The sequence below is a fragment of the Bifidobacterium pluvialisilvae genome (assembly GCF_019331695.1).
In the GTDB taxonomy this organism is placed as follows: domain Bacteria; phylum Actinomycetota; class Actinomycetes; order Actinomycetales; family Bifidobacteriaceae; genus Galliscardovia; species Galliscardovia pluvialisilvae.
On the sequence record NZ_JAHBBI010000006.1, the window covers coordinates 24,211 to 46,482 of the forward strand.

Genomic DNA, 22,272 nt, shown 5'->3' on the forward strand with positions numbered 1-22,272 from the left:
GGCAGGGGACAGCCAATGGTAAAAGGATTGCGTTCCGTACCACGGGATTCAGTCAGGGAACGCCAAGACGGCATCAATACGCAACTCCCTGCCACCAAATCACGACGCGCAAGGCGAGTCACGGCCGAAAAGCCGCCACTCCTACTCCAGGTTCACGGGGAGGCAGTCCTCCTCGCCGTAGCCGTTGGCGTCGCACCATGACTGTGCCGCGTCCACGGTGCCGAAGCCCTCGCCGGAGAGGATCACATAGTATTTCGTCGTGTTGGCGTCGTATGTGGGCCAGTCGCCGGACCAGATGAGCAGTGTGTTCGGATGCTTGTCCTTGAGCGAGATGTACTGGGCGAGGATGTCGCGGTACGTCCACGTCTTGCCTTCCACGTGCACGCCCTTGAGTTTGCTGGACAGCTGCGTGGTGTAGGTGGAATAGAATCGCTGCGCCTCGGGCTTGTCGTGCTTGATCTGCCATTCGAGGGCCTTGCGCGCGTTCTCCTCGGCCTCGTCGTCGACGGTGCTGTCGCCGCCGACCGTGCCGGACTGGTCGGAGGGGCCGTCGTATGTGGACGAACCGTTGCCGCTTTTCGCGGCGTAGACGTACTTGATGATGAGTTCGGACGGGTCATCCGCCAGTTCGCTGGCCGGACGGTAGAACTGCGTGGGCGCGTATGAGAGTTTGATCTGCGTGCCCGAGCCGGTGACGGATTGGGAGTTGCCGCCGGAGAAGTCGAAGATGGCGTCGGCCACGGTATTGCCGTCGGAGTCGCGCAGGGTGATGCGCGTGTCGGCGTCGTCAAGCGTGGCCGGGGCGTCGTCGGGGCAGTTCGACGTGACGAGGACGGTGACGACCAGGTCGTTGCCCACGCTTTCGACCGATACGACCTTCATGTCCGGTTCGGTGCCGCAGGATTGCGACGACGAGCCGTCCGATGATGAGGACGAGCCTGACGCCGACGCCGCCGAGGTGGCGCCTGTGCCGTCATGGCTGGCGAATGGTCCTATGGACAGCATGCTCATCGTCCCGAGGACGAACATCGCGACGAGGAGGACGACGGCGACCGCCAGCCCTCCGGCGAATCCCGCGTTGCGATTGCCGTTGACGGCGGCGGCACCTGTGCCGGTGCCGGTGCCGCCGCCCGCCGATGCGACGTCGGCGCGGGCGCCCTCCGACGCCGGCAGGGTGCCTTCGGCGGCCATGGGACCGGAGGCCGATGCCAGCGGTTCGGCGGCCAGCGGCCGTCCGGATTGCGGGTCCACCTGGGATGCCCGCGACACCGGCACCGCGGCAATCGGCGACACCGCGGAAGCCGGAGCCGCGGCAGAGACCGGTACGGACGTCGCCGCATCCGGGGCCGCCGCATCACCCGCGACCGCCGCCCCGCATTGCGTGCAGAACCTGTTGCCCTCCGGCACCGTCGCATGGCAGCGCGGGCAGAGGGTCGGCTGCACGAAGGGGACCGCCGGCAGGACGCCGCCCGGGTCACCCGCCGGCAACGGCGCCCCGCAGTTCTGGCAGAACCTGTCGCCCTCGACGATGTTCGCGTGGCATTTGGGACAATTCATGATATCCCCCTTCGCTCTCATGCCTACTTCCGTAGTGTAGGACGACGAAGCGAGGAGAGGAACCGCCGGCGGCGGACCTCGCTCAGTGCTCCTTTCTGGCGGGCGACGGCGTGGCGGCGGCGGACTTCGTCGAAGACTCAGCCGAAGCCGAAGAGGACGACGAAGACGACGGCGTCGCCTTCGCGTTCTTGCGGTCGTCGCTGTCGTGGTCGCTGAACTCGGTGGGCGCGATGGTCGGGTCGGGCACGCCGGCCGCGTTCTTGGTGCCTTCGGGCATCTCGCTTTCCGCCTCGAGTTGGCTGACCGACCGGTTCTCGCGCGGCAGCGACATGAACGCCGTGTCCCTGAGGTATCCCTCGCCGGCGGTGATGTCGTACTGGATGAGCTTGTAGTCCTCCAGCAGCTCCTGCGTGGCGGCGTCGGCCTTGCTGATGTCCACGCGGTTGCCGTTCTTGTCGAGGTAGAGCGCCTGCCCGTCGGGGATGCGCGACCAGCTCTGGATCTTGTTCACCACGGGCGGTTCCATCGCGGGCACCTTGTCGTGCAGTTCGGTGAGGAACGCGAGGTAGGGGCTTACCTTCGCGTTCATGTGTTCGGCCGCCTGCGCCATGAAGTAGTTCGGCGACGTGATGGACGATGTGCCGGCCGGCAGCTTCGTGCCGTGCGACTGCGACGCCTTGTTCGACCAGATGAAGTAGTCGGTCTCGTGCAGCGCCACGGAGTTGTTCGAATCCGACGATGCGGACGCGTAGATGCCGGGCAGATGGTCGCCGTAGAAGATCACGGTGATCGGCTTGCTGATGTTGTCAAGCTGGTCGAGGAAGCTCTTGGTGGCCTGATCGGTGTATTCCACGCCCTTGGCGTACGTCTGGATCTGCGTGGTCTCGTCGAGGCCGAGCGGCGAGTCGGTGGTGCTGGTGGCCTTGAACTCGTTGTCGTTGTACCAGTTGTCGTAGTTCATGTGGTTCTGCATGGTCAGCACCGAGAGGAACTGGCTCTTGTCGGTGTCTATTTTCTCGAGCAGGCTCTGGTAGGCGTCGGAGTCGCGCACGTACGGCGAGCTGTCGATACGGTCCTGGTGGGCGATCACGTCGGGCTCGTTCAGCGTCCAGAAGTGCGCGAACCCGAACTTCTTGTAGTTCTCCCGTCGGGAGTACATGGAGGATTCGTAGGGGTGGAACGCCTGGGAGTCCTTGCCGCCGTTCCACAGCTGGTTGTAGGTGGGCGTCCATTTGAGCTTGGGGATGAGCTGCTGATAGGGCGAGCTGAGGGAGGCGTCGAAGTTGGCCATGGAAAGGCCGGTCATCGACATGAACTCCATGTTGGCGGTGCCACCGCCGTAGCCTGCCGACAGCATCCTGCCGGACGTCGTGGTCGTTTTGATCCTGCGGATGTTCGGCATCGGATCCTTGTTGAGGCTGAGTCCGGGCACACGCGTCGGGTCGGAGAACGATTCCGACAGCACCATGATGACGGTGCTGTCCTGCATGTTGGATTCGCGGTCCTTGTTGATGGTCTCCGCCTCGGCCGCGTATTTCTTGGCGATCCTCTTCATCGTGGCCTGCGAGTAGTCCGCCGGCTCGTCCATGACCTTGGGGTTGACGAACCGTGCGAAGCCCATGAGCGTGCCGTTCGCCTGGGCGTCCTGCACGGAATCCCAGAGCTTCGGCGAATCGCCGAACGACTGGGCGAACGAATTGGACCACGATCCGGTCGTGCCGAGGCCGGCGGCGAACAGGCCGACGAACAGCGACGGCAGCATGACCAGGACCACGCGCGTGGTGATGGAGAGCCGGCGGTCGTCGAAGTCGACGAACCGCCGCCGTCCGTCGCGATGCCGCAGCGAATAGCAGATCACGATCATGGCGAGGAAGAATATGGCGGCGTTCATGAATATTCGTCCCGATCCGGTCGGGATGAACTCGGTCATGTTGCCGGCGTCGCTTTTGAGGAAGCTCAGGTCGGACGGTTTGATGGTCTCGTAGCGGGCGCCCACCTTGAACCGTTCCGCCACGGCGCAGAACCCCACGATGGAGAGGAACACGGGCGTGGCCGTCCAGAACCGGTTGATGACCATCAGCAGCGCGAGATACACCATGCCGAGCAGCAGCATGTTCAGCAGGAACTGGAACTCGCCGCTCGTCCACATCTTGGAGATGAACCCGCCGAAGCCGCGCAGCGGCTCGACCGTCCACGCGCTCCACTGCAGCAGACCCACGGCCACGGTATCGACGACGAGGAACGCGATCACGTAGAACCACCACGGCAGCGGCTTGTGTTCGATCAGCCGCACACGGCCGTCGGCGACGCCGGCGTCCGACGCGGCGTCGTCATGCGCGCCGGCGTCGTCATGCGCGCCGGCGGCGTCATGCATGTCGACGTCCGTGCCGTCGTCCGGCAGTTTTCCGTCATCGCGCACGTTCTGGTCCACGGTCACGCGCAGTCTCCTTCTGATCATCGTGATATCGCGTCCATCGTGATATCGTCAACACCCATCGACGACCGGCATCGGGGATATCGGGTCACAGTCAATCACAGTCAATGTATTCCGCCAAGCGGTCAGTGTAACCAACGAACCTGAAAAAAGCGGAGAATATACACCTTTCCATGGGTTTCGCGTAACGCGTACGGTAGACGGACGGTGAAATATCAACGATATTTCAGCGTTTACGGCCGGTAATCGTACGAATCCTATGAACGTTTGACAACGACGGCGAACATCCCGAAGATTTGCGGGGTAGCCTGAAAGTTATGGCTTCCCAGACTCGTCGATCAATCAGATCAGCCGCTTCCTCCCCCAGAATGGCGGGAAGCACGGTGAACAGGCCGGCATCGCATACGCCGAACGCCGGTGGGTCGCATCGACCTCCGAAGAGGAAGAAGAAGCATAGGATCCTCAAGGGCATCCTGCTGTTCTTCCTGCTGTGCATCGCGATGGGTGCCGGCACGTTCGCGTATCTCTACGCGACGACGGAGGTGCCCGACCCCGAGAAGATCGCCATGGCAGAAAAGACCACCGTCTACTACAACGACGGCAAGACGGAGATCGGCAGCTTCGCCGAGCAGAACCGCGAGATCATCGACTGCTCCGCCCTGCCCGACTACGTGGGCAACGCCATCGTGGCGTCGGAGAACCGCACGTTCTGGTCCGACAGCGGCATCGACCTGCGCGGCATCGGACGAGCGCTCGTGAACAACGTGACCAAAGGCACGCGCCAGGGCGGTTCGACCATCACCCAGCAGTATGCGGAACGCTATTACCTCGGCGAGACCACCACCTACAAGGGCAAGGTCAAGGAGGCGTTCCTCGCACTGAAGATCGCCCAGTCGCAGGACAAGGACAAGGTCCTGTGCAACTACATGAACACCATCTACCTCGGCCGCAACGCGTACGGCATCCAGGCGGCGTCGAAGGCGTACTTCAACAAGGAGGCCAAGGACCTCACGCTCTCCGAGGCGGCCACGCTGGCCGGCATCATCCCCTCGCCGAACAACTGGGACCCGGCCAAGAACAAGACCATGGCCGAACAGCGGTTCAAACGCGTGCTCAACATCATGCGCGAGGACGGCTACATCACGGCCAAGGAGAAGAGCGAGGCCAAGCTGCCGAACACGGTGAAGCAGAAGACCAACAACATCTACCAGGGCACCAAGGGCTACCTGCTCATGATGGTGCGCAACGAGCTCGTGAACTCCAAGGCGTTCACGGAGACCGACATCGACACCGGCGGCTACAAGATCATCACCACCATCGACAAGGCCAAACAGGACCTCATGTACAAGACGGCCACGCCGACCGACCAGTCCAAGGGCATACCGTCCGGCGTGCAGGTGGGCAGCATCTCGGTGAACCCGAAGAACGGCTCCATCATCTCCATCTACGGCGGCGAGGACTTCCTGACCCACCAGCTCAACAACGCCACGCAGGCCACCTACGAGGTCGGCTCCACGATGAAGCCGTTCGTGCTGCTCTCGACGGTGCAGAAGGGCGTGAGCCTCAACACCGTGTTCAACGGCAACTCGCCGCGCACGTTCCCCGGCATCACCACGCCGATGAGCAACTCCGGCGGGGCGAGCTACGGCTACATCAACCTGTACCAGGCGACGGCCAACTCGGTGAACACCGTGTACATGGACCTCGCGCAGCATCTCGGCTCGCAGACCATCATCGACACGGCGCACACGGCCGGCATCAAGGGCAAGATCGCCAACGACGCCTACACGGCGCTCGGCAACTCCGGCCTGAGCGTGATGGACATGGCCCGCGGATTCTCCACCATCGCGAACCAGGGGCAGAAGCCCACCGTGCACATCGTGCAGCAGGTGAACAATTCGTCGAACAAGGAGCTGTACAAGGGGCCGACGAGCGCGGAACGCGTGTTCGACGCAAACGACGTCGGACTCGTGGTCAAGGCCATGGAGGGCGTGATCCAGTACGGCACCGGTTCGGAGGCGAGCTCCATCGGCAAGACCATGGCCGGCAAGTCCGGCACCGCAAACGACGCCAAGGCCGTGAGCTTCGTGGGCTTCACGCCCAGCACGCTCACGATCTTCGCCATGTGGAACCCGGCGAAGGACGGCTCCGCGCAGGAGATGCCGACGTTCGACGGATACCAGAGCGGCATGGGATACCCGGCGCACCTGTTCACGCTGTATATGTCGCAGGCGCTCGAGGGCGTGGCCGACGAGCAGTTCCCCGAGGCCACGGACGACGGCACGGTCGGCGGCCCGGACGGCACGTGGGGCACGGGCACCGGCTCCTCGTACACGGGCGGCGGCAGCTCGAACTCGAACTCCGACAACTCGGGCAACGGCTCGGAATCCGGGTCGGGCACCGAATCCGGCAGCGGCTCCGACACGTCGGGCGAATCCGGCAACAGCCAGCAGGGGCAGGGGTCGGGGTCCGGCTCGGGCTCCGGAACCGAATCCGGCGGCGGATCGTCGAGCACGCAGCAGGGCGGCAGTAGCAGCGGTGGTAGCTCCACGCAGACGGGCGGCAGTTCGGGCGGCACCGGCGGCGGCACCACGGGCGGCGGCTCAAGCACCGGCGGCACCGCCACCGAGGGCGGCAGCACCTCCCAGCAGCAGGGCCAGACCAACAACAACTCCCAGTGACGCCAGTGCCGCGTGGGCGTGCATTCCCACACACGTCCACACACGTCCACACACGTCCACACACGTCCACACACGTCCACACACGTCCACACACGTCCACACACGTCCACGCAAGGATTGAATAGATTGGATTTGTGGGTCTGGCAGGTCGTCCCAACACGGGCTTGTGGGTCTGATGGGCCGTCTCAACGGGTTTGTGGGTCCAACGGTTCATAAGTAAACGTTTTCCGACGTCCTTATGTATGCTCTGGACCCACAAACCTCCTTATGAACGATTAGACCCACGGTTAATGAATGGGCTGGACCCACTGATGGGTTTGGGTCCGCTGTAAACCCGGCCGGATAACGGCCTAGACCCACAGACCGGCTCCCACTTGAACGGACGGACCCACAAATCCGGCAATCATCCGGTTTTGTGGGTCTGGCAGGTCGCCAGCATGGAGTTTGTGGGCTTGGAAGGTCGTCCCGATAGGTTTGTGGGTCTATGACATACGTGAGGAACCGGTTTTGATGGTCCCTGTGTATGCTGTAGACCCACAAACCTCTTTATGAACGATTAGGCCCACGGTTAATGAATGGGCTGGACCCACAAAACCGGTCGGACGATAGGTTGGACCCACAAAGTAACGGTCTAGACCCACAGAACCGATTCCACCTGATTGGCTAGGCCTACAAAACCGATTCCATTTGACCAGATAGACCCACAAAACCGGTCAGGCAACGGGTTGGACCCACAAAACCGATTAATAGACCCACAAAACCGATTCCATCTGATTGGTTAGACCCACAGACCGGCTCCCACTTGAACGGACGGACCCACAAATCCAATGACCTGATGTAAATGACCTGCCTGTTTACGACGAGAGGGGTCGGACCACTTCCTCGAAATGGAAATGGTCCGACCCCTCTCAGCTGTATCGGCCTCTATACGGCTAGTGGTCTACCGGTGCCGTTCGGCTCGGCTCAACGCTCGGAACGGTTGATGGCCGAGATGATGGCCTTCAGCGAGCTCGTCGTGATGGACGAATCGATGCCGACGCCCCAAATCACCTGGGATTCGGGCGCGTCACCGATCTCGCACTCCACGTAGGAGGCGGCCATGGCGTCGGTGCCGGCGGTCATGGCGTGCTCGACGTAATCCATGACCGACACGTTGATGCCGAGCGCGCCGATGGCGTTGAGGAACGCGGCGATCGGACCGTTGCCCACGCCGGAAAGCTGGCGTTCGACCGGCTCGGCCGTCTTGTCGGCACCACGGTCGAGCACCGTGGCCTTGAGCACGGTGTCGGAGCCGTCCTCGCCGGAGGAGACGGAGACCTTGAGGAGCTTGAGACGGCCCCACTGCTTCAGCGTCGCATCGGTGGTGTCACCCACGACATGACCGGCAGCGGTCTTGCCGCCGGACTCGACCGGAAGGTACTCGTCCTTGAAGAGGCGCCAGATGTCCTCATCCTTGACTTCCTTCTTGGTGTCGTCGGCGTACTTCTGCACGATCTTGTCGAACTCCACCTGAAGGCGCTTCGGCAGGTCGAGGTTGTGGTTGGTCTTGAGCAGGTAGGCCATGCCGCCCTTTCCGGACTGGGAGTTCACACGGATGATGGCCTCGTACGAGCGGCCGATGTCCTTCGGGTCGATGGGCAGGTACGGCACCAGCCACACGAAGTTCTTCAGGTCGGCGCCGGCACGGTCGGCGGCCATCTGACGGGCCTCGAGGCCCTTCTTGATGGCGTCCTGATGCGAGCCGGAGAACGCGGTGAACACGAAGTTGCCCGCGTACGGATGACGCTCGGAGATCTTGATCTGGTTGCAGTATTCGACCGTCTTGCGAATCTCCGGCACGTTGGAGAAGTCGATCTGCGGGTCGACGCCCTGCGTGAGCAGGTTCAGGCCGAGCGTGACGAGGTCGACGTTGCCGGTGCGCTCGCCGTTGCCCAGCAGGCAGCCCTCGACGCGGTCGGCGCCGGCGAGCACGCCCAGCTCGGTGGCGGCCACGCCCATGCCCTCGTCGTTGTGCGGGTGCAGGGAGAGCACGATGGCGTCGCGGTCCTTGAGGTGGGTGGAGACGTACTCCACTTCGTCGGCGAACACGTTCGGCGTGGTCATCTCGACCGTGGCCGGCAGGTTGATGATCATCGGGTGCTCGGGCGTCGGCTTGATGACGTCGATGACGGCGTTGCACACCTCGACGGCGTACTCCGGCTCGGTGCCGGTGAACGATTCCGGCGAGTACTCGTAGTAGAGGTCGATGCCCTCGGCCTCGCCTTCGAGACGCTTGCACAGTTCGGCGGCGTCGGTGGCGAGCTTCTTGATCTCCGCACGGTTCTTGCGGAACACGACCTCGCGCTGCAGCACGGAGACGGAGTTGTAGAAGTGCACGATGGCGCGCTTGGCGCCCTTGAGCGCCTCGTAGGTGCGGCGGATCAGGTGCTCGCGGCACTGGGTGAGCACCACGATGGTCACGTCGTCGGGGATGAGCTCACGTTCGATGAGCATGCGGATGAAGTCGAAGTCGGTCTCCGACGCGGACGGGAAGCCGACCTCGATCTCCTTGTATCCCATGGAGACGAGGAGGTTCCAGAAGCGCAGCTTGCGTTCGGAGTCCATCGGGTTGACGAGCGCCTGGTTGCCGTCGCGAAGGTCGACGGAGCACCAGCGCGGCGCACGCTTGAAGGTCTTGTCCGGCCACGTGCGTTCAGGGAAGCTGAACGGCACCTGGAGTTCGTAGGACGCGTACTTGTTGTACGGCATCCTGCTCGGCTTCTGCGGGGTGCCGATGAATCGCGCGGGAGGCAGCAGCGGGTCGTTGTTCCCTCCGTTGGATGCCGCCGCAGCAGCCGCAAGATCGAATACCGATTCAACGTCGGGGTTATGATCCTGGCCCATAACTTCCTCCTTTTCCGTATAATGCAGCGCCGGTTGCGCTGCCGTTTTCCATTCGGCGGCCCAGTCGGCAGATTCGGCCGGCTGCCGCCAACTTCCCCAGTCTACAAGCCGGCGACAACAGAAACACCGTGTGGGCGGGACGAATCGGTGAATACGCGGCCTTCCCGCCGATTCGTCCCGCGACGACGGCGACGGCGACGAATCATCGAATCGAATACCGAGGCATCCGACGCGCGCCTACACGATGCGACGGTGGGCGGCCCAGCGGGTGAGCTCGCCGCGGTTGGAGAGCTGGAGCTTGCGCAGCACCTTGGAGACGTGGGTCTCGACGGTCTTGATGGAGATGAACAGTTCGGCGGCGACCTCCTTGTAGGAGTAGCCGCGGGCTATGAGCCGCATGACCTCCTGCTCGCGGGGGCTGAGCACGTCGATGTCGATGTCGTCGTCCAGGTCGCCGTCGAGGTCGGGGGACGGTGCTGCGGCCTGCGACGCCGTCGACTGCGGCTGGCCGGGGCCGAGCGCGTTGAGCACGAATCCCGCCAGTTTCGGGCTGAACACCGCATAGCCCTCCGCCACCTGGCGGATGGAGGCGATGAGGTCGTCGGCGGTGATGGTCTTGGTCACGTAGCCGCGGGCGCCGGCGCGGATCACCGCGCCCACGTCCGCCGGCGCGTCGGAGACCGACAGCGCCAGATACAACGTGCGCGGCGCATGCGGCACGCTGCGCAGGATGATCTCCGAACCGCCGCCACCCTCGCCGCCGGGCACGTGCACGTCGAGCAGCACCACATCCGGCTTGGTTTCGGCGATCATCCGCACCGACGACTCCACGTCGCCGGCCTGCCCCACAATTTCGATGTCGTCGGCCGATGCCGTGATCGCCGAGATCACGCCCGCACGGAACAGGTCATGGTCGTCGACCACGCCGATACGTATCTTCCTGCCCATCGTCGCCACTCCTTTCCGCTCCCATTATGGCCATGATGGCCGAACCTCGAGTTGTGGGTGTTTGTTTTCCGATCCGAGCGTTCACGCCTACGGAATTTCAACGTTTTCACATCGCCGAACCACTGTTTCGCCAAATAGAAACACCCACAACTCGCCCATTCAGCTTCTCAACGGCTGGGTGAGCCGCACCTCGGTGCCCCAGCCGGGGCGGGAGACGATTTCCGCGGTGCCGCCGGAACGCTTCATGCGGCCGAGAATCGACTCCTTCACGCCGAGATGCCCGGCCGGCAGACGGTTCACGTCGAATCCACCGCCATGGTCGCGCACGAACACCTGCACGCGTCCGCCACCGGCCTCCATATACACGGAGATCGGCGCGGCACCGTGTTTGGCCGCGTTGTTCATGGCCTCGACGGTCGCATACAGCAACGCCTCCAGATTCGGCGTGTAGGCGCACTCCCCCACCACGACCACCTCGATGGGTTTCTCCATTGCGTCCTCCACGCCGGCTGCCGCACGTTTGACCACGCGCGACAACGGCTCCTGGGCGTCGGGAGGCGGCACGACGCCGGGTCCTGCCATCGGCGAACCGGCGGATACGGTCTGGCCCGCAGATCCCTGACCCGCCACGGCCGACGGTCCCATCGCCGCCACGCCCGTCGGCGCCGGCCCGCACGCTCCCGCAGGGCGCCCGGTCATGCCCATCGAGGAGGCCGCCGCCTCCGGGTCGCCGTACAGCCATTCGCGCAGTTCACGCTCCTGGGCGCGCGCGAGCGCCGCCACCTTGGTGGCGTCCCCGGATTGCATCTGGATCAGCGCCAGCGTCTGCAGCACGGAGTCGTGGAGCCGGGAGGCGATGTCGGCGCGCAGTTCCTCGCGGGCGGTGCGTGCCCGCTGCATCCCCAGGTCGGAGACCAGGTTGATCCACCATGGCGCGATGATCACGCCGATCGCGACGATCATGACCAGCCCGGCCGCCGCACCCTGGATCAGCGCCACCAGATGCAGCACCGTGCTGAACATGACCAGCACCCCGGCGATGGTCGTCACCATGCTGGCCACCGTCACGACGATGGTGATGCGGCTGGTATGCGTCTCCGGATGCAGCTGGTCGTCCATGACGAAGCTCATTTGCGCCCACCCGATGGTCACGCCGATGAACACCATGGCCAGCCCCACCACGACACGGTCCGGGAGCCCCGCCATCACGCCCCAGACCGCCAGCCCAACGGCGAGCACGCCCACCAACGCCGTTACCACGCCGACGGTCGCCGGCCTGACGTTGCGCTGGGATTCACGCAAACGGCTCGCGGCGTCCACCAGCGAACTCAGCGTGGTGCGACGCAGCGGCGAATCGTAGGAGGGCTCGGGCGCGGCGGGGCCTCCTACACCGTTTTCCTTTGTGGAACGGTTGGTCCGGACGGGCTCATCCATGACGCTGTCAGCTCTCCTTACCGGGTACGGGATCCTTCGACTACGGCCTACGGTCTTCCCCCAACTCTAACAATCCGCGCATCGCCCGCCGACGTCGTTTCGGGGTTTCCTCCCCTGAATCAGGGAACGTTCAGGGTGTTCCCCCATAGCCGTGGATGTGGTTTTGCGGTGGAATGGAACCAACGACGTAATCGATTGCCATGCGAAGCGCCATCCGAAGAGATTGGAAACGAGATGACCTCCTATAATCAGCAGCCTTCCGGCGGTCCGAAGGCGCCGCCGTACCAGCCCCAGCAGCCGAACATGGGCGCCGGCCCGAACGGCGCAGGCCCAGACGGCACCGGCACCGGCCCGAACAACGGCTACCGTCCCGACCGTCCGCTCGGCGGCGGGTTCTTCAGCTGGATCCGCACGCTGGGCTTCAACCGCAGCTCCGAGCGCTGGCTCGGCGGCGTCTCCGGCGCCATCGCCGGCCGTCTTGGCTGGGATCCCATCATCATCCGCATCATCTGGTTCGCGTTCTTCTGCGCGGCCGGGTTCGGCGCACTGCTCTACGGCCTGGCCTGGCTGCTGCTGCCGGACGAACGCGACGGCACGATTCTTCTGGAGGAGGCGCTGGTCGGCGCGAAGTTCCCGGCGTCGTTCTGGATCGCCATCGTGATGATGATCATCGGCTGCCCCGGCAGTCTGTTCGCCATACCGTTCATCTCCATCCCCGTGTTCATCATCCTCGTCATCGTGGCCGCTGTGCTGTACAACCGCGACAAAAGCAGGAACGGGACGGCGGGGAACGGATGGGCCGGCGGCAACTCCCGGGCCACGAATACGACAGGAGCCGCCATGCCCAAGGCGCAGAAGCCATATGCCACGTATGCCAATGCCTCTCCCGCCGGCGTCGGACCATCCGGCGCCCCCCGGCAGCCGTTCACGGCGCCGCAATCGCCCGCCCCGCAGTTCCGTCCCGCCCCTGCGATGCGGCCGGTGCCGCCGGTCGTATACCGTCGCAAGCCGGCCGGCCCGGTCGTGGTCGGCGTGACCTCGGGACTACTGATCCTGTCGCTGGCCGCATTGCTGTGGTTCCTGTTCTTCGGCGGCTTCGCCGACATGCCGTCGCCGGTGATGATGATCTGCCTGTGGATCCTCGGCGCCACGTTCGTACTCGGCATCGTCACCATCATCGTCGGCTTCTCCGGACGTAAGTCGGGCGGCCTGATTCCCATCACCATCCTCGCGCTGATCGCTTCGATGTGCGCGTACGGAGCGATGCCGGCGTACACCGCCGTGGCGAACCATGTGAGTGGACGGTACGGCGAGTCGGCGATCCGTACGACCGCGCACTATTCGTCGTCGGATTTCTACCAGCTGCGCAGCAATGGCCTGCAGGCGGTGTCGTCGAATGTGACCGTCGACCTGTCGGATTGGCGCACCGTCTACCCCGAGTCGTCGGACTGCCCGGCCGGAGACTTCCCCATCGACGCGATGTCGAGCACGGTGCGCGTCATCATACCGAACAACTGCCAGGCCCGCTCGAACATGAACCTGATGTTCGGCACCGCCAGCACATACAACGTGTCGGGCGCGTCGGACGTCAGCAACGATCTGGTGCTGGTCGGCGACGCCGCGTTCTCCAGCGTCAGCGTCACCAACACGGAATCGGCTTCGAACGACGCCTACACCGATCCGTACGAATACTGACTCCATGAACCGGACCGTACGAATTCCGATATTACGAAATACCGACGAATCATCAATCATGAATCGAGACCATCATGACCATGCAGCGTTTTCCCCGTGGATTTTCCAATGAACCGACGATGATCATCAAACAGTCGGATGACGGCGGCGACGTCACGGCGAACGCCGCCGCGTCCGCCGCCGACACGACGCCATCTGCCAGCGGCGCGACGACACTGGCCAGCGGCGCGACGACACAGACGTTCCCGGCGACGGTCGATCGTCGCGCGGCGTCGGAGGCGCCGACGCAGGCGATCGACCTGGACCGTGTCCGCGCGCAGTCGGCCGACACGGAGGCGATGCCTCCGGTCGCCGAGACGCAGGCGATTGCGACGGATTCGGCGGTGACGGAACGGACGGCGTCGGAGCAGACCTTGACGAAACCAATCGCCCCGACGCCGATCATCGACACGACGATCAACGAACGTATCAGCACCACGGAACCGTTGGATGTCCAACTTGCCAGCGTGGCACAGCCGGAATCGGAATCCGATGATGCCGCGACGAACGACAACAACACGACGGACGGCAACCGTACGACGGACGCTGCCGCCGCATCCGGCGGAAACGATGACCTGCCGACGCAGCCGATGATCGGCAAGCCGGCGGTGAATCTCGCCGGCACCGGTCAGGCTTCCGATGATGCGAACACCGGCACCGGTGCGACCGGCGGGCCCGCGTCCGGGCCGCAGGCGGCGTGGCGGCAGCAGGCGGCGGCCGCGCAGGGCTATGCCGATGAGGCGCAACGCAACGGGTACCCGGGATCGGGCGAGACGGCACAGGCCACGGCCGGGCCGCAGTACGTGAACTATCCCGGCTGGAACCAGTACGCCGGCAATCCGAGCGCGCCGTATACGCCTCGTGTGGAGTACAAGAAGGGACCGAGCACGGCGACCGTCGTGTGGGGCACACTGCTCGCGCTGTTCGCGTTCGGCGGGCTGGCCAGCACGTGGCTGTTCGGTTTCACGATGTCGCCGACCGTCTGGACGATGCTGGCCATCGCGGCGCTCGTGGTGATTGGTCTGGCGCTGGTCATCGGCGGCGTGGCCTCGGCCATTCGTCGCAGGAAAGCGACGAATGCGGCCGACGGCGCGGCGGGACCGCGGAAGGCGTAGTACGCGACGGATGCGGTCTGCATCAACGCATACGACGACATCCGGTCATTCGTGAACGCCATGGTGGCTCACGAATGACCGGATGTCGTATTGAATCGGACGATGAATCGGATGCCGATACGAATATCGGCATCCGGTCACTGGTAGTGGAACAGCGAGACGCCGAGACGTGACATGCAGTATGCGTTGCCCAGCCATGTGTGCTTGCTCGTCGGCCATACGGCGCCGAGACGTGGCGCGTTCTGGCTCATCCAGATGCTGGGGACGCGTCCGTCGTTGCTGCGCGAGCCGAGCAGGTTGAACCCGTTCTTGTGCACGAGCCAGTCGGGATGCTGGGTGGCGATGGCGAGGCCCTCCTCGAGGGTCAGCGGCAGACGGCCGTCGGATTCGACGAGCTTGCGGGCGATGTCGGGCTCACGGTTCGTGTATTTGGTGCCGGTGTGCGGGTCCACGACGATGTAGAACGGGCCTTCCGGCGGTTCGAAACCGTCCTGCGGCATGAAGCTGGCGATGTCGCGCGGCGGCATGGTGGTGAAGCCCGCCATGCGGTTGATGCTGGTTCGCGCGATCAGTGATTCCGGGGAGACCAGCTCGCGCGTGGGGACGAGCAGGATGTTGGCGCCGAGGTCGCTTTTCGACAACGCGTTGATGATCGGCGTTGCCAGCGAACGGAACGCGGCCGCCGTCATGTCGGCCACGTCGGGGTAGCCGAGGGCCACGATGCGATCCAGCTGCTTTTGCGCTTCGACAGATGCTTCAGACATGTCTACAGTATCCCCAGCGATAGTGACATATGTGGCATCTGCCGTCATCCTGAGTGAGGGCCCCCGCCGGCGGGGGCTGGCTCGGCGAAGCCGAGACTGGGGGTGGTCGGATGGCTGAATGCGGCAACCGACCACCCCGAGCGAGCGGCGTCTCTGCCGTAATCCTGAGCGAACGGCGTCTTCTGTGTCATCCTGAGCGAACGCAGCCCTGTCTGCCGTCGCCTTGAGTGAGCCATATTGTCATCCTGAGCGAGCCATACCTTTTGTCATCCTGAGCGAGCGCAGCGAGTCGAAGGATCTTTCCCGCACAATGGCGAGTTCAAGATCCTTCGACTACGGCCTGACGGCCTCCGCTCAGGATGACAGAGGACAGCTGATCACAGCTGATTGGCACAGTGCTAATCGTTCGCAGATCAGATTTGATCTGCGAAGTGCTTCTTCGCGACGACCTCGGCGAGTTCGATGGCGTTGAGGGCGGCGCCCTTGCGCAGGTTGTCGTTGGTGATGAACATCGACAGGCCCTTCTTGCCGTCGACGGCCTGATCCTGGCGGATGCGGCCGACGAAGCTCGGGTCCTTGCCGGCGGCGAGCTGCGGCGTGGGGATGTCGTCGAGCACGACGCCCGGGGCCTTGGCGAGCACGGCGCGGGCCTCGTCCGGGGTGACGTCCTTCTCGAATTCGGCGTTGATGCTCATGCCGTGGGCGGTGAACACGCCGATACGCACGCAGGTGCAGCTGGCCTTGAGCTCCGGCAGGTGCAGGATCTTGCGGCTCTCGTTGCGCAGCTTCTGCTCCTCGTCGGTCTCCTCGCTGCCGTCGTCCACGATGGCGCCGATGAACGGCACGGCGTTGAAGGCGATGGTGCGCACGACCTTGGTGGGCTCGGGGAAGTCGATGGCGGAACCGTCGAACACGAGCTTGTCGGCGCCCTGGTCGATGGCGGCCTTGGCCTCGTTCATGAGCTGCAGCACGCCGGCGCGGCCCGCGCCGGAGACGGCCTGGTAGGAGCTGACGATCAGTCGCTTGAGGCCGAACGCGTCGGACAGGGCCTTCATGGCCGGCATGCAGGCCATGGTGGTGCAGTTCGGGTTGGCGATGATGCGGTCCGGCACCTCGTCCAGGTCCTCGGGGTTGACTTCGGCCACGACCAGCGGCACGTTGTCGTGCATACGCCACTGGGAGGAGTTGTCAATCACGTAGGCGCCGGCCTCGGCGAACTTCGGGGCCCACACCTTGGAGGTGCCGCCGCCGGCGGAGAACACGGCGATGTCGATGCCGGAGAGGTCGGCCTTGGCGACGTCCTCCACCACGATGTCGTGGCCGCGCCAGTTGAGCACGGTGCCGGCGGAGTGCGCGGACGCCATGAAGCGCAGATCCTTCACGGGGAAGTCGCGCTCGTCGAGGATGCGACGCATCACCATGCCGACCTGGCCGGTGGCGCCGAGCACCGCTACGTTTACACCTTTGTCATTGATCTGAACCATGGTTCGTTCCCTTCTGCCCTACTGGTTCCTACACGATTCCTATGCGACGTGTCGCCGTATCAGCGGCCGGTGCCGCCGTACACCACGGCCTCCACCTGGTCGGAGTCGAGGTTGAACTTGGTGTGGATGGCGCGCACGGCGTCCTCGAGGTCGGCGAGCGGCACCATGGCGGAGATGCGGATCTCGGAGGTGGAGATCATCAGCACGTTGATGTTCTTCTCGCTCAGCGCGCGGAAGAACGTGGCGGCGATGCCGGAGTGGGTCTTCATGCCCACGCCCACGAGCGCGACCTTGCCGACTTCCTTGTTGATGTCGACGGATTCGTACTTGAGCTCGTCGCGCTTCTCGTCAAGGACCTGCTCGATCTGGCGCAGCTGGGATTCGGAGGCGGTGAAGGAGATGTCTGCAGTGCCGGTGGAGGCGGCGGCCTGCACGATCATGTCGACGTTCACGCCGGCTTCGGCCAGGCTGGTGAACACGGAGGCGCTCACGCCGGGCACGTCGGGGATGCGGCGCAGCGTGATCTGCGCTTCGCTCTTGTCGTGCGCGATGCCGGAGACGACCGGGTCTTCGGGGCCGAGGTCGGGGAACAGGTCGCCCATGGACTGGTTATCGTTGGTCATGATTACTACTTTCGCGTGTTGTACGGATGTGTTTGCTAACGGATTGTTCGGATCGCCGTGGATCACTGCAGGTTCGGGATGCTGCGCGGATCGGCTCCCTCGGGCAGGATCAGCGTGCCCGGACGGTGCGAGAAGGAGCTGCGCACGTGCAGCGGCATCTTGAACCGTTCCGCGTATTCGACGCAGCGCAGGGCCAGCACCTTGGAGCCGCAGGCGGCCATTTCGAGAATCGCCTCATAGGAGATGGCGGGGATGCGCCGGGCTGTCGGCACGATGCGGGGATCGGCCGTGAACACGCCGTCGACGTCGGTGTAGATCTCGCACACGTCGGCGCCGAGGGCCACGGCCAATGCCACGGCGGAGGTGTCGGAGCCGCCACGACCGAGCGTGGTGGCATCGCCCTTGACGTTGATGCCCTGGAATCCGGCCACGATGGCGACGTCGCCCTGGTTGAGCACCTCGGCCACGCGCTTCGGCTTGACGGCGCGGATATGCGCGGCGCCGTAGCGGGCGTCGGTGAGGAATCCGGCCTGCTGGCCGGTGAAGGAGTGGGCGCGCACGCCCTGCGCGTGGATGGCCATGGCGAGCAGGCTCATGGAGATGCGCTCGCCGGCGGTCATGAGCATGTCCATCTCGCGCTCCGGCGGCTTGGCGTCGATGTCGAGCGCCTGGTCGATCAGATCGTCGGTGGTGTCTCCCATCGCCGAGACCACGACCGCCACATCGTTGCCCTTCTTCTTGGTTTCGATGATGCGCCTGGCCACACGTTTGATCGAGTCGGTGTCGGCTACCGACGAGCCGCCATACTTCTGAACGATAAGTGCCACGTCAATCCAATCTCGTGAAAAATCTGCGCCAGTTCTGGCCGTTGCCGCTGCGCGCACAAGTACGCAACAGTGTACGCAAACGGCAAGATTATAGGGCTTGTGTAACGAATCGACGACTGGATTCTCCACATTGTGAGCGGACCGTATGACCGGTTGCGTCAAACGCACCGCATCAATCGTTTAATGCGGCATTCCGATGGACCCCGATACGACGGCGACGGCGTTTCCCGACGAGGGTCGGTGATGCCCGGGCCTATGCCTCGCGCCGTCCGGCGAGCGCGCGGCCGAGCGTGACCTCGTCGGCGTATTCGAGATCGCCGCCGACGGGCAGTCCGCTGGCCAGCCGCGTGACCTTGACGTCCAGGGGGCCGAGCAGCCGTGCGATGTAGGTGGTGGTGGCCTCGCCCTCGATGTTGGGGTTCAGCGCCATGATGACCTCGGTGACCTCGCCGGATTCGAGGCGTTTGAGCAGCTGGGGGATGCGCAGGTCGGCGGGACCGACGTTGGCCATGGGGTTGATGGCGCCGCCGAGCACGTGGTAGAGGCCGCGGAATTCCCGCGTGCGTTCGATGCTCATCACGTCCTTGGGCTCCTGGACCACGCAGATGATGCCGCGGTCGCGGCGCGGGTCCACGCAAATGGAGCAGGGGCTGGTCTCGCACACGTTGCCGCAGATCTCGCAGAACCGCACCTTGGCCTTGACCTCCTGGATGGCGTCGGCGAGCTCCTGGGCCTCATGGTCGTCGGAGCCGAGCAGGTAGAAGGCGATGCGCTGCGCGCCTTTCGGCCCGATGCCCGGCAGTTTGGCGAATGCGTCGATGAGGTTCTGGATTGCGCCGTCATAGGCCAATGCCATGGTCGTTCCTTCCGTTGGTTATCGTGCCGTCATTCGTCGCCGTCGGCGTCGGTCTTGCGCTTGGCGGCGATGTTCCGCGGGTTTCTTGGGTCGTCGGGGGCGAGGTCCTCCACGGTCTTGACCTCGAACATCTGCTTGAGCGCATCAAGGCTCATGGCGTTCGAGGAGCCGAGCGAGGCGTCGGTCATGGAGTATTCGTCCTCGTCCGGGTCCACGGCGGGTGCTGCGGGCTGTGGGGCGGACGCCGGCGTGGGGCCTCCCGGTGCCGGGCGGGGCGGGGCGGCGGCCGTCCGCTGAGCGTTCGGGTGGAAGTGCTGCATCTGCTGCGGCTGTGCGGGTGGCTGCTGGGCCGGGGACGATTGCTGCGGAGCCGTCGCGGCCTGCTGCGGGGCGTCACCGGCCGTGGGCATGGCCCAGGGGTCGGTGTCGTCGCTCAGGTCGGGGACGGCCACATGTTTGGTGTGCGTCTGGCCTTGGGGAGTGCCACGGTGCGGCTCCGTATGCGACAGGTCCTCATACGACGATGCCGGATGGGCGGACACGGCCCAGGGGTCGTCGGACGCGGCCGGCATGGCCGCATCGGCCGGGGAGGACGGAGCATCCGGGGATGACGGGGATTTCTCCGGCGTCGTGGCGGGAGCGGGTGCGGCCCAAGGGTCGTCGTCGGGCAACGGGGCTGGCGCCTGCGAGGCGGCGGCGCGGCCGACCCGGTGAACGTCAGCGTCGTCGGACGCCGCAGAGGCGTCGGCGGTCGCGGCGTCATGCTCGCGAGGCTGTGACGCGGCCGAGGTCCCGGTGCCGGAGACCGCGGCGGCGCTCATCCGTTCCTGCAGCAACTGAGCCTTGATCTGCTGTTGCTGCTGGGGGCTGAGGCTCTTCCACGGCGCGGATTCCTGACCGTCCGCCATCTTCTTGGTCGGAGCCAGTCCCACGGTGGGGCCAAACATCTTGCGGGTCTCGGCGCGGAGGATGTCCGTCACCTTGGTGGTACCGTCCACGCTCTCCTCAGCCATGGCAAGCGCGAAGGCGTATTTGTCCAGCGGCTTGTTGAATTTGATCCACAGATACACCTTGCCGGTCTTGGGATGCGGGGCGAGCTTGACGCGCGGCACCTTGGTGCGGTCCACGTATTGGCGCACGTCCTGCGGCAGGGCGGCGACAAGGGCGTCCCATTTCTCATCGGGGGTTCGCGTATCGTCGGCCGGGTGTTGTTCGGCGTCCGGGGACGGGGTGGTCTTGTCAGCCTGCGTCGGGGCCTGCTGTTCCGTCGGGGCCTGCGCGGCCGGGGCCGGAGCGACCGGGGCGTGCGCGGACGCCGGTGCAGCCGGTTTGGATGCGGCGGGGGATTCGGCGCCGGGCTGCGGGGCCTGCTGCGTGCGGCGACGACCGATGAAGCCTCCGCGCGCGGCACCGGACTGTTGGGGTGCGGCGGCAGGCGCCACCGGTGTTTCCGCGGATGCGGCCGGCGTAGTGGTCGTCTGCGATGACCGGAACGGCACCAGCAGTCGTGCGGCAAGCAATTCGAGCCGCATGCGCGGCGACGTGGCACCGCTCATCGAGCCGAGCGTCGAGTTGATGACGTCGGCGATCGACGTCAGCCGCTCCAGACCGAGGGCCTTGGACTGACGGCGCAGATCGTCGATGTCCTCGGCCTCGGCGTCGTCGCTGAGCACGGATTCGGCACGTTCCCCGGCAATGGTGAGCACCAGCAGGTCACGCACGCGCGAGAGCAGGTCCTCGACGAACCGCCGCGGATCGAATCCACCGACCACGACCTTCTGCACGACGCCGTAGAGCTTCTCGCCGTCCGCGTCGATCACGGCGTCCACGGCTTCGGAGATCAGCGCATCCGGCGTGAAGCCGAGCAGGGCGATGGCGGCATCATGGGTGATGACGTTGTCGACGGCGCCGACCATAAGCTGGTCGAGCACGGACAGCGTGTCTCGCATGGATCCGCCACCGGCGCGCATGGCGAGCCTGAGCACGCCCGGTTCCGGCTTGATGCCCTCCTTGCCGCAGATCTCCTCCAGATACGGGCCCATGACCTCGGGCGGCACCAGACGGAACGGGTAGTGGTGGGTGCGAGAACGGATGGTGCCGATGACCTTCTCCGGCTCGGTGGTGGCGAAGATGAACATCACATGCTCGGGCGGCTCCTCCACGATCTTCAGCAGCGCATTGAACCCCTGCTGCGTAACCATGTGGGCCTCGTCGAGGATGAAGATCTTGTAGCGGTCGCGCGCGGGCGCGAAGCCGGCGCGTTCACGCAATTCACGGGCATCGTCCACGCCGTTATGGCTGGCCGCGTCAATCTCCACCACGTCGATGGAGCCCGGGCCGCCGGTGGCAAGGTCCCTGCAGGATTCGCATTCGCCGCACGGATGCGAGGTCGGCCCCTTCGCGCAGTTGACGCAGCGGGCGAGGATGCGCGCCGAACTGGTCTTGCCGCAGCCTCGCGGCCCGGAGAACAGATAGGCATGCGTGAGCTTGCCCTCGTCCAGGGCGCGGGACAAAGGAATGGTGACTTGGTCCTGCCCTATGACGCCGTCGAAGGTGTCGGGGCGGTAACGCCTATACAATGCCAAAGCCATAATGCAAACCCAATCTTTCCTAAATCCAATCCACTGTCAACGGTGGACCAAGTCACCATGCCATCTCGTCCAGGCCTCGCGCTCGATGAATCGCGCTCGCATCGCCTACAGACAGTCCACCGGACTGTCTGCCTAACGGCTCAGCTTGGTCCTGCCCTATGACGCCGTCGAAGGTGTCGGGGCGGTAACGCCTATACAATGCCAAAGCCATAATGCAAACCCAATCTTTCCTAAATCCAATCCACTGTCAACGGTGGACCAAGTCACCATGCCATCTCGCCCAAGCCTCGCGCTCGACGCATCGCGCTCGCATCGCCTACAGACAGTCCACCGGACTGTTT

The 22,272-nt window shown here is 64.7% G+C and carries 14 protein-coding genes; 3 read left to right on the forward strand and 11 right to left on the reverse strand.

What is annotated here, in order from left to right; genetic code table 11:
• Positions 1-141: 141 nt before the first annotated feature.
• Together KIH77_RS06015 and KIH77_RS06020 are read right to left on the reverse strand one after the other, a co-directional pair.
• Positions 142-1,557 carry a zinc ribbon domain-containing protein gene (locus KIH77_RS06015; protein ID WP_219100199.1) on the reverse strand — a complete coding sequence of 472 codons (1,416 nt, stop codon included), beginning with the start codon at positions 1,555-1,557 and terminating at the stop codon, positions 142-144.
• Positions 1,558-1,639: 82 nt separating this feature from the next.
• Positions 1,640-4,015 (reverse strand): LTA synthase family protein, encoded by a 2,376-nt coding sequence (locus tag KIH77_RS06020; protein ID WP_236024515.1) that lies wholly within the window; start codon positions 4,013-4,015, stop codon positions 1,640-1,642.
• Between the two features lie 293 nt (positions 4,016-4,308).
• On the opposite strand from KIH77_RS06020, the gene KIH77_RS06025 reads away from it, so the two are divergent.
• Positions 4,309-6,672: a transglycosylase domain-containing protein gene (locus KIH77_RS06025; RefSeq protein WP_219100200.1), complete on the forward strand. Its 2,364-nt coding sequence runs from the start codon at positions 4,309-4,311 to the stop codon at positions 6,670-6,672.
• A gap of 963 nt (positions 6,673-7,635) precedes the next feature.
• On the opposite strand, the gene leuA is transcribed toward KIH77_RS06025, so the two are convergent.
• From leuA to KIH77_RS10540, 3 genes are all read right to left on the reverse strand, one after another.
• Positions 7,636-9,555, reverse strand: a complete 1,920-nt coding sequence (gene leuA / locus KIH77_RS06030) for a 2-isopropylmalate synthase (protein ID WP_219100201.1) — start codon at positions 9,553-9,555, stop codon at positions 7,636-7,638.
• Between the two features lie 237 nt (positions 9,556-9,792).
• A complete protein-coding gene (locus KIH77_RS06035; RefSeq protein WP_219100202.1) occupies positions 9,793-10,503 on the reverse strand; it encodes a LuxR C-terminal-related transcriptional regulator in 711 nt (236 codons plus the stop codon).
• A gap of 159 nt (positions 10,504-10,662) precedes the next feature.
• Positions 10,663-11,937 (reverse strand): sensor histidine kinase, encoded by a 1,275-nt coding sequence (locus KIH77_RS10540; protein WP_219100203.1) that lies wholly within the window; start codon positions 11,935-11,937, stop codon positions 10,663-10,665.
• A gap of 234 nt (positions 11,938-12,171) precedes the next feature.
• On the opposite strand from KIH77_RS10540, the gene KIH77_RS06045 reads away from it, so the two are divergent.
• On the forward strand, positions 12,172-13,632 hold the full coding sequence (locus KIH77_RS06045; RefSeq protein ID WP_219100204.1) for a PspC domain-containing protein: 1,461 nt from the start codon (positions 12,172-12,174) through the stop codon (positions 13,630-13,632).
• Between the two features lie 119 nt (positions 13,633-13,751).
• On the forward strand, positions 13,752-14,786 hold the full coding sequence (locus tag KIH77_RS06050) for a hypothetical protein (protein ID WP_219100205.1): 1,035 nt from the start codon (positions 13,752-13,754) through the stop codon (positions 14,784-14,786).
• Positions 14,787-14,923: 137 nt separating this feature from the next.
• On the opposite strand, the gene KIH77_RS06055 is transcribed toward KIH77_RS06050, so the two are convergent.
• From KIH77_RS06055 to KIH77_RS06080, 6 genes are all read right to left on the reverse strand, one after another.
• Positions 14,924-15,550 (reverse strand): DUF5701 family protein, encoded by a 627-nt coding sequence (locus tag KIH77_RS06055; protein ID WP_219100206.1) that lies wholly within the window; start codon positions 15,548-15,550, stop codon positions 14,924-14,926.
• Positions 15,551-15,963: 413 nt separating this feature from the next.
• Positions 15,964-17,034, reverse strand: coding sequence for an aspartate-semialdehyde dehydrogenase (locus tag KIH77_RS06060; RefSeq protein WP_219100207.1), 1,071 nt, complete (start codon positions 17,032-17,034; stop codon positions 15,964-15,966).
• A gap of 59 nt (positions 17,035-17,093) precedes the next feature.
• On the reverse strand, positions 17,094-17,657 hold the full coding sequence (locus tag KIH77_RS06065; protein WP_219100208.1) for an ACT domain-containing protein: 564 nt from the start codon (positions 17,655-17,657) through the stop codon (positions 17,094-17,096).
• A 62-nt stretch (positions 17,658-17,719) separates the two neighbouring features.
• A complete protein-coding gene (locus KIH77_RS06070; RefSeq protein ID WP_219100209.1) occupies positions 17,720-18,484 on the reverse strand; it encodes an aspartate kinase in 765 nt (254 codons plus the stop codon).
• A 253-nt stretch (positions 18,485-18,737) separates the two neighbouring features.
• On the reverse strand, positions 18,738-19,340 hold the full coding sequence (gene recR, locus KIH77_RS06075; protein ID WP_219100210.1) for a recombination mediator RecR: 603 nt from the start codon (positions 19,338-19,340) through the stop codon (positions 18,738-18,740).
• Positions 19,341-19,369: 29 nt separating this feature from the next.
• Positions 19,370-21,931, reverse strand: coding sequence for a DNA polymerase III subunit gamma and tau (locus tag KIH77_RS06080; protein ID WP_219100211.1), 2,562 nt, complete (start codon positions 21,929-21,931; stop codon positions 19,370-19,372).
• Positions 21,932-22,272: the final 341 nt, after the last annotated feature.